Annotated in this window: 11 protein-coding genes; 3 read left to right on the top strand and 8 right to left on the bottom strand. The window is 44.9% G+C overall.

Translation table 11 applies throughout. The annotated features are described in order from the left end of the window. From K2G43_RS02595 to K2G43_RS02580, 4 genes are all read right to left on the bottom strand, one after another. The coding region (locus K2G43_RS02595) for an AAA family ATPase (RefSeq protein ID WP_300152896.1) at positions 1–83 on the bottom strand (83 nt) is incomplete at its 3' end. Positions 84–574: 491 nt separating this feature from the next. Continuing rightward, the gene (locus K2G43_RS02590) at positions 575–1,114 is read right to left on the bottom strand and encodes a hypothetical protein (protein ID WP_300152894.1); all 540 of its coding nucleotides are present in this window, start codon (positions 1,112–1,114) and stop codon (positions 575–577) included. Then, on the bottom strand, positions 1,111–1,863 hold the full coding sequence (locus tag K2G43_RS02585; protein WP_300152893.1) for a hypothetical protein: 753 nt from the start codon (positions 1,861–1,863) through the stop codon (positions 1,111–1,113). The genes K2G43_RS02590 and K2G43_RS02585 overlap by 4 nt, the downstream gene beginning before the upstream one ends. A 66-nt stretch (positions 1,864–1,929) precedes the next feature. Next, complete coding sequence (locus tag K2G43_RS02580) at positions 1,930–2,418, bottom strand: UpxZ family transcription anti-terminator antagonist (protein WP_300152892.1); 489 nt, start codon at positions 2,416–2,418, stop codon at positions 1,930–1,932. A gap of 738 nt (positions 2,419–3,156) precedes the next feature. Here K2G43_RS02580 and K2G43_RS02575 point away from each other — a divergent pair. From K2G43_RS02575 to K2G43_RS02565, 3 genes are all read left to right on the top strand, one after another. Further along, complete coding sequence (locus K2G43_RS02575; RefSeq protein WP_297644013.1) at positions 3,157–3,378, top strand: hypothetical protein; 222 nt, start codon at positions 3,157–3,159, stop codon at positions 3,376–3,378. Positions 3,379–3,617: 239 nt separating this feature from the next. After that, positions 3,618–3,965 (top strand): SH3 beta-barrel fold-containing protein, encoded by a 348-nt coding sequence (locus tag K2G43_RS02570; RefSeq protein WP_300152891.1) that lies wholly within the window; start codon positions 3,618–3,620, stop codon positions 3,963–3,965. A 26-nt stretch (positions 3,966–3,991) separates the two neighbouring features. Further along, positions 3,992–4,801 carry a DUF4373 domain-containing protein gene (locus tag K2G43_RS02565; RefSeq protein WP_300152890.1) on the top strand — a complete coding sequence of 270 codons (810 nt, stop codon included), beginning with the start codon at positions 3,992–3,994 and terminating at the stop codon, positions 4,799–4,801. A 39-nt stretch (positions 4,802–4,840) separates the two neighbouring features. Here the strand turns inward: K2G43_RS02565 and lipB are convergent, their stop codons facing one another. The 4 genes from lipB to K2G43_RS02545 form a co-directional block, all read right to left on the bottom strand. Further along, positions 4,841–5,527, bottom strand: coding sequence for a lipoyl(octanoyl) transferase LipB (gene lipB / locus K2G43_RS02560; RefSeq protein WP_300152895.1), 687 nt, complete (start codon positions 5,525–5,527; stop codon positions 4,841–4,843). A gap of 74 nt (positions 5,528–5,601) precedes the next feature. Beyond that, the gene (locus K2G43_RS02555) at positions 5,602–7,401 is read right to left on the bottom strand and encodes a right-handed parallel beta-helix repeat-containing protein (protein ID WP_297644015.1); all 1,800 of its coding nucleotides are present in this window, start codon (positions 7,399–7,401) and stop codon (positions 5,602–5,604) included. Positions 7,402–7,753: 352 nt separating this feature from the next. Next, positions 7,754–8,230 carry a hypothetical protein gene (locus K2G43_RS02550; protein WP_300152889.1) on the bottom strand — a complete coding sequence of 159 codons (477 nt, stop codon included), beginning with the start codon at positions 8,228–8,230 and terminating at the stop codon, positions 7,754–7,756. A gap of 210 nt (positions 8,231–8,440) precedes the next feature. Then, on the bottom strand, positions 8,441–9,277 hold an 837-nt coding region (locus K2G43_RS02545), incomplete at its 5' end, for a RagB/SusD family nutrient uptake outer membrane protein (RefSeq protein WP_300152888.1).

The following is a 9,277-nucleotide window of genomic DNA, read 5'->3' as shown; positions in this document are numbered from 1 at the left end:
GTCTTATCTACATAAAGATAACCTCCTTTACGTATTTCCTCAAAAGTCTGTATGCCAATCGGCAATTTACGCATCATTTCCATCCTATCTCCTTTCTCCGAAGTTCTATGCAAATATACGTTTTTTATTTCAAATTACTAAAAAGTTACCAAAGTACATTTTCCGGCAAGCATAGTGGCCAACATCAAGTAACCAGGATCGTAACATTGACCTTTTATCGTCTCTGCCCCTTTTGTTACATGAATCCCTGCATGTGCCGGGTTACTTTTACTAGGATGTGGCTTTATCTGCGTCTTGTAGTCTTCATAACAAGTACTATGGCATACCCATACACCTATAATAGCAATCCGGCCAAACTATCCCCCTCCCTTTCTTGCACCAAAAGTAACATTCTCCATAGTGGGCGTCCGATAAAAAGCACGCCATACAGAGACATAACGTTCTGGTCCTCTTGGCAGTTCATCCATAAAAAAGCAGAGGGAGATACATTGCCATTCATAATCATGGATGGTGAGAATATAATACGAGCAACATCCTCTTCTTCCATTATATTTTCGGGCACTATCAGTTTTCACTACACTTCATATCCCAATACATTATGAATACAATCAATGGCCTTTATAAAACTCTCATCACTATATGGAGAAATGCCTTTGATATGATTTTCCGCACTACGATATGCAACGTATGAAAAATCACGATTACCGATATTGATACTGGCCGTATTATCTTTTGTTGTTAATAAAAATGTTCCGTTGGGACATGGAAATAAATTCCAATGCGACAAAAATCTGCTAGATAATGAAAATATAGCATTCTGTGTATTTTTGTACGACTCTTTTTCCATTGGCAATCCACCATGACCATCCCAATCAGAATTCAGCCCATTGCACAATTTATCAAGTCGATCCAGCATTGCTTCTTTTTGAAGAAAAGAACGATTGTAATCAGAACACACCTCCGATTTCAGTTTCGGCTCTACATGCTGTGGAGTATAGGCATCCATCGTCAGAGTCAAAACAGAAATATAGCATACAGCAAATGCACCTACAGACTTTGTCTTTGCTTGTCTGACAGGTTCTGAAATAGTAAAACCACAATTACCCGTTATCATTGCTTGCCTCCTTTTTGTTCCATCAAGTCAACGACATTTTTAGAAACGATATCATGAAATGCGCAATAAATAACATTGCTAAGTCCGGTAGATATATCCAAAGCCTCTGCTACACTTACGCTGTCGGCTGAAGCAATAAAATCCAGCATAAAATCGGCTTCCTGTGCATTTTTTATATCCGTTGACATAATAACTTTCAGCATTCCACCATCCAAATCAATATTAGCCTCTTTAGACATTTTAAATTGAGGCTCATTAGGAAATGGAATAGAAACAAAATCATCTACATGATGTTCCTTAAATGTATATCGCAATGCGGATGCATAGATTTCTTTAAGTTCCGTATCTGCCTTGACTTGCCAAACATTCTGTTTTGTTATTGTCAATTTCTTGATACAAGAAATTGAGCAGATTTGTTCCATAAAAGCAGTCAGTCTTGCAACTAAAGGGAACATTGTCTCTGTAAATGACTTATAGAAACCTGCTCCAACCTCTACCACAGCTTGTTCTTCAGTAAAAACAAATTTTATTTGTTTCTCAGAATCACGTAACTCTATACATGAATACGAAGAGGATGAATCATGGTTTACCACCACGTTAAAATACTTATTGAAAAAGTCTCTAACAATTGGCGTATTACCCAATATTCCCTCACACAAATCAAATTCAAATTTAACTTGTATGTTACGAAGAAAAGTTCTGTTATAAACTTTATGTTCTAATTCGTTATATGGATTGACAATGTTCATGAATACCTAAATTATTCACAAAGATATAACAAAACAAGAAAAAAACACTATTTTTAATATCATCCCTTATTCTTCCACCTCTTCCACCGGATAAGGATTCTCCACCACATTCCAGAATTCATCAACTGCCTCTTGCTGTTCGACAGTAAGCGCCTTTCCGCTCCAGGAAGCGATGATGCTACGGGCTTCATCCGCCAAAGGCTCGTCGTAAACCTCACCGTAACAGGCGGTCAGGAGGCGGAGCTTCAACAGGGAAGCCGGAAGCGAGTCAAGAAGATTCCAGCAACGGTTCAGAATGTTCTGTACATGCCGTTGCTTCTCACCGTGGTCGATAAACGAAGCGCTGTAACCCATCAACAGGGCAAGACAAACTTGAGCCTGCGCTTCGAGGGAGGCTTCTTCGATACCGGAATTGTACAAAGCCGTAGTAAGACGATAAACTTCACCGTTTCGCTGTGACAGATCATCGCTATAAACGGGAGTGCCGTCCATACCCAAACACATCAGTTCGTGTGCGGCACGCTGAAGGACAATGGATTCTTCTAAAAGGGACATGGATAGATTTATGATTTCAGGACGTCCGGGAGGCCTTATCTGTTGCGAAAAGGATATTCCTTTGGGGCTTTGAACTTCATATATACAACTGAAACTCAATCATTTGCGAGCATTTTATATCAAATACGGCAAGATAAATGCTCTTCTTGCCTACTGATTTCATACGAATCTTCATACCTTACGGTAAAAACCAATAAACGAAGTGGTTAAATAGCAAGTTGCTGCATTTAAACGTCCGTTTAAATGCAGCAACTTTTGGAACAAGAAAAAAGAAGAAAGAAACTGAAAAAGGATGAGAATTTAGGCCATAGAATAAGGCTTCTAATATTCTGCAATGCTGCATGTTTGGCAATGACACGAAGTTAGTAAATAATATTTCTATTAAATATTTTGAAGATTGAAAAAACAGCCTTATCTTTGCGGTAATTAAACGGACGTTTAAATGCAGCATTTTTATCACATACTCTCCTATTCATCAACCGATTATAACCACATAGAGAACAAAGCGTATTTTTTTTATTTTCCACAGGATGCTGCCGAAACAAAAAGTTATTTTACCTTTGCATTTATTTTACAAATTACAATAATTTTAATTATCTATCATGAGAAGACTAAAAATGGAAGAAAAAAAGTAGTGAACAGCAAAGAAAAAAAGCAGAAAAAAGAACCGACAAAACAGAGGTAAAACACTATAAGCCAAAAGCAAAAGCGATAGTAGGAAGACCAGCAAGCGGAAAGGTGACGGGCATACAGCCGCAATACAGAAAAAGGGTCATCAGAGACATCATACTATGGCAGAAAGCCAACTACTTCAAGGAAGAAAAACCAACAAGCAACAAGGCATTGGCGCAATGGGCATACCAACACTTCGACTTCCGGTCGGAAGACGATAAGAAGCTGACTGAAAACACAATAATACAGGAATTCGGAGAAGTAAACAGGGATATAAAATCGGAATAAAGCCTATAAAAAAGAACTCCGGAAGACAAGCATTTCTGACAACAATTAAAATTGAACAACTTACGAAACAAACGGACTATCTTTGCCACCGCTCCGGCAAGGAGCAAAACAAGCATCTTGCCGAAATCAAACAAGTAGCAACTTAAGTTTCGCAAGTTCTTGAACTTGCATTCAACGGTTTACCAACTGCCTATCAAAAATAGGCGAGACTTTAAATATTAACCTTTAAACAACAAAGAATGAAGAAAAAAAGAAAGAATGCCTCACTCCACGAGGCGATGAGAAATCTATGGAAAATACGCATCATGCTGGAAAAAGGATATACGGAAGCATGCGCCCAATGGATGGTACACAGGATAGAAGCCCTGATAGACCACATGCAGTATGGACATGCCGTGATAGCCTACCACAAACAGGACGGGACTTTCAAACTGGCGAAGGCGACATTGCTGCCCTACAAGGCGGATTTCAGAAAGGAATACGACATCACAAAGGTGACGGGAGCCATCGCATTCTGGAACGTAGAACTACAGGCATGGAGAACCTTGCAGATAGAGAATTTTCTGGAATGGAGACCGGTATGCTGAATTATGAATGCTAAACAACGACAGATATGGCCATGACATACGGAGGAATGCTATATTTCCCACTCAAAGTGAATCTCTTTGAGGAAATAGCAATGGAACTAGTAGAAGCGAAATTCGGACTGAAAGGCACAGCGGCAATCATGAAGCTGCTATGCAAGATACACAAGGATAGCGGGTATTACCTGAAGTGGAACGAGGAGCAGTGCGCACTCTTCACCAACAAAGCTGGAAGAGACATCACACAGGAAGAGATGCAGGGCATCGTGAACATTCTGGTAGAAAAAGAGTTTTTCGACTCAAAGATATACCGGGAGAAGGGGGTGCTGACCTCTACAGAGATACAGAAAGTGTGGTTGGAAGCCACTAAAAGAAGGAAAAGGAACCTTTCCGCCATGCCCTATCTGCTGGAAACAACGGAGACGGAAAAGAGCGGGAAGAATACCGGATGTACACAAACCCCGGAAGATTACATGCAGCATGCAGACATTTTTAACGAGAATGAATACAATCCGCAACAAAGCAAAGAAAGCAAAGCAAAGGAAAGCACTCCCCCTCAGCTCCCCCCGGGGAAGGAAGAAGGGACGGCGGGATTTTCCGGTTTTGACATTCCGGGATATGCCTACAACAAGAAGACTCACAACCTGGAGTGCCTCATGTTGTCACTAAAGCAGTTGCGTATCACCGATACGGAAGAGATACGGAAAATCCTCCGGCTATCCGACTGTGGAAGGATAGGAGGCACGTTTTGGAAAATTATTCATGAGACCAACTGGAACAGGGTAAACTGCAAGGGAAGTTACCTCATTGCGGCGCTGGCGAAAGACCGAAGATGCTGACTCTCCACCGGGGAAAAATAATATCGTGCCGGCACGCTATTAAACGCTTGCCGACACGATATCAAGTTCTTGCAGACATGCTATCAACCGCTCTTTCACCTCCTCCATCGGCACCTCATGTCCCAACTCTTTCTGCAGGGAGGTAACCCCTTTGTCGATGAATCCACAGGGATTGATATAACTGAAGTAACGCAGGTCGGTATTCACATTCAGCGCCAACCCGTGCATGGTGACAAAATGGCTGCTACGCACACCGATGGCGCAGATTTTACGGGCACGGGGAGTCTCTCCTTCCAGCCAGACTCCGGTCGCCTTTGCCAAACGCCCAGCCGCAATGCCATACGAGGCACAGACACGGACAACTGCCTCTTCCAGCAGATGCACGTACTCCTTCAATCCCAAAGAGAACTCTTCCAAATTCAAAATGGGATAGCACACCAACTGCCCCGGCCCGTGGTACGTGATATCTCCACCACGGTCGATATGGTAGAGCGTAGCCCCTATCCTACGGAGCTGCTCGTCACCCAACAACATATTACCCTCCTTGCCGCTACGCCCCAACGTATAGACGTGCGGATGCTCGCACAGCACGATATGGTTCACATATTCCGCGCCCTCCTGTTTGGCACGCACAAGCGCATCAAACCATTCCGTCTGCCGGCTCCATGCTTCGGCGTATGGAATCAATTTCCAATCTGATATTTCCAGTTTCATGAAAGCAAAGATAAAGCTTTTTCGGCAATAAGAGGCATCTCAGGCTGCTGAAAATTCAAGAAGGGCACGGTTCTTTCAATCCACCTTCATTTCTTATACTTCTTCTTCATGTTCTCAAAGCGGATAGCATCTTTGGAGAATGGCGCAGCAAAAAGATTATCCTTGATTTCCACATTCTTGCATCCGTTCAAGATAAACTGCTCCTTCGCCGGGACATCCCTGCCAAACACCGGTTCCACTTCGTTGCCTCTGAACACCAGTCCTTCGGTGCTTTTGGCATAGACCACCGGATTGCCCCACGTCCGGAACTTGTTGCCGATGATGCGCACATTACGGTGCACCGGGCGATCGGCATTCACCACGGTGTTCGACGGGTGCAAGGCGATGACAGCATTCCCCGGACCGCCGTTGTAGGCGCAATCGATGAACGTGTTGTTCTCTATCAAAACATCCCTGACCGGACCGGACTCATACCAGCCTTCGGCATCGCCCTCTATCAAGATGGCGCTCATGCCGGTCTTGTAATAGGTGTTGTCGGCTATCACCACTTTCCGCGGAGTAGTCATCAGGGTGCCGCGCGTACTGGTGCGTGTAAAGTAGCAATGACGGATTTCCACCTCCGGCGTACAACTCATGTTCTCCACACAATCATGCCCCAGTTCCAGCCCTTTCGGCACAGCCCGATCGAATTCCACTTCCAGCGTCCGATCGCTCGTACGCTTCACCGATTTCACCGTTGCCGAAGCGAATCGCTCCATGGTGGACGCCTTGACAAATGCCACCGTGTCTTGTTCAAAATAGGCGTTAAAGCCGTAGCTCTGTCCGTGCATGAAACGCAGTTCCAACGTCCGTTCGTTTATCTGCCGGATGGCACGTAGGTTGGTGCCGTGTACATTAATCGGATCATCCTGTGCACCGGCATAGCGGCAACCCAAAATGCTGATTTTTCCACTGCAACCCGAGAAGTGCATAAAATCCGCCGATGAAGCCAGTATTCGCCCGCTTCCTTCGCGCGGCGTACACTCCACCCGGTTCATGGTGAGGTTTCGGCTGTACTGGCTCACTATTCCCAGTCCGTGCATGTAGTGCACCCCTATCCGCTCCAATGTCACGTCTCGACTTTCGTAGATGAACATGCCCACCTGGTCGCGGATGATGTCACGCACGGTCAAGGTGTTGCCCACTTTAGGCCGGAAACCGGACGGCGTAGTAAAACGAACCACTCCGGGTGCCACTTCGCGGGCTTCCGATGCCGCCAGCCTGTTCCATCCGTCGCTATAGAAGAAATGTTCGTCCTGCGGGTCATACTCGATACAATGCGTCCGGTTGGAACGCCATCCTTCGCCGTAGAGGTGGATTTTTCCGTCCGCAATCTCGTAACGGGAATCACGGTGGAAAGCAACCTCCACACCCCCGTTATCCACCTGCGTGTAGGTCAGCTCCGTTCCTCCGGGACGTTCGGCATCCAGATGCAGATTCTTCAGCGTCACCTGCCGGCAATGCGCCAAGGCAAGCATGGTCATCTTGCCGTGGAACATCAGGGTGGCGCCGTTGCCTTCGAGGGTTAACCCTTCCACGTCTTCCAGAAAGAGTCCGATGGTCTTCGTCTTGGAGGGACACTCCTGCTCGGTGGAGGTGTTGGTAATGAAATACTCCTTACGCACCGCTCCTTCGGGCCAGAAGTCATAACGTCCTGACTCGAACACCAATACTTTAGTCTTAAATTTCTTGCAATCATCTATTACAGACTGCATTCTGCCGGTCTGGTTCTCGTAAGAGTAAGGACGAATGCCGTAATCGGCCACAAACAGGGTGTCTTTCTGCTGCGCATGCACCTGCATACCACAAGCAAGACATAAAAATAGGGATAAATAGATTTTCATCATCTTATCAAATTTTCAGGTTATTCATTCGTTTATTGAAGGAGTAAAGATAAAGGTTTATATCGACATATCCATACTTTCACTCATAAAAAGCAATACCTGAATTTTCACAAACTCAGGTATTGCAAAGCTGTTATGCTAAAAACGCTTCAGCTCAGTATGTTCTTTTATTTAAGTTTCGCATATCTTTGATATGCTGTCAGGACACAAGTTAGCAAGGCTACGAGGAAGAACAATGTAGATTCCTACAGATGCCCTCATTCATAAAAAAACAGGCAGATAGGAAAACCTTGTACACTTGTTTACTTGTTCACTGAAAGCAAGTTCAATGACTTGCAAGACTTAAGTTATTTTACTATTTATTGAACTGTACAATCTTAATAGTCCATACCTTGGTGTTTCCATTAGCGGCTTTCACGCTGAATTTTTTATCACGGCTCCAGTCATCGGGAGTACCAAGCGCAGCTGTTCCTTCAATAGGAGTAATCCGAGCAGCTGTCGATACACTCACCTGTCCCCACAGCTTAGCGGTTGTCACGTCCTTGCGAACATCTTCTGTAAAATCACCTCCGGCGGCAGGCACGGTCACAGTAAGCTGAATCATACCGGCTTCTGAATTGACATCGCTACTTACATTCAGACGCTGTTCCTTTACAAGAGGCTCTTGCGTCACAGGATCTTTTTCACTGCTGGCCCAACGATAATACAATTGGACCGCACTGATTTCCGCCTCTTCGTATGCGGGCAAATCTTCCCAATCACACGCACTCACAATCGGAAGACAAATCAGTAAAAGCATCCATTTAACAGTTGAAAATGTTATCTTCTTCATATCTTTTTTCTGTTTTATTTAAGTTAATACAATTCAAGTTTCGCAAGTTCTTGAACTTGCTTTCAGTGAACGGGTAAACAAGTGTACAAGGTCCTCCTGTCTATTTCGCGAACAAGATGCAAGCGGAACGTTCAGTCGCTTCTCCTCATAGCCTTGTTGACTTGTATCCTGACAGCATATCAAAGATATGCGAAACTTAAGTTAATGCAATTATTCCCAACCCGGATTCTGATCCGATTCGTTGATAGCCGAATTTGCCTGAATGACAGATTTGGTAATCGGGAACAGATACGAGCGCACATCAAACCGACGGTCATCATTGGACAACTGCACATTGCCCACATAGGCAGCGGTACGATCAGTCTTAATCTCAATAAAGGTGGCCGGTTCGGTCAACTCGTCAATCACGCTGCCCGGTTCCTTCCCGTCGTTGGCTTCCTTACCATATTTACCCCAACGCAGCAAGCTGAAGTACCAGTCGCCTTCCCAGAACAATTCCACGCGACGCTCTATCTTATATTCCTTCCAGGCATCGGCCAACGTAGCGGCTTCCGAAGCAGGAAGTCCTCCGTGAATCGTACGGGTCTGGTTGAATACAGCCACAGCTTCCTGCACCTTGTTCAGACGAAGAAGGGCCTCAGCCTTGTTCAGCAACGCACGTCCGTAACGGAACAGAATCTTGTGATAATCCGTATATACATTATAGAAAGGACGGGGACTCCATTCGGTGTAGATATACTTACGGGTGCTGTAGTTGGTCAAGGGCACGTGGTCCGAAGCATAACGCTGAGTGGCCCAACGGCTCATGTTTCCGTAAGAATACGTGGTGATGTCCTCACCCAAAAAGACAGAACCGTCATGAATGATAGAAGCGTCAAAGCGCTTGTCGCGATGCTGGTACATCAGGTCGCTGATGCTGGTACCGGGCGTTGTCACCTCAAACGCCTTGAAATAGGCGTCGCCGTTGAACTCGGCTTCCTCCTTATGGTCTATTTTGGCGATGGCCTCTTCGCGGCTCAACGGACGGGTGTTATTCACAAACTGAGA

This window comes from Bacteroides sp. (assembly GCF_029057325.1).
Lineage (GTDB): Bacteria > Bacteroidota > Bacteroidia > Bacteroidales > Bacteroidaceae > Bacteroides.
Note: the sequence above shows the minus strand (reverse complement) of the source record. Positions and strands in the feature narration are given on the sequence as shown.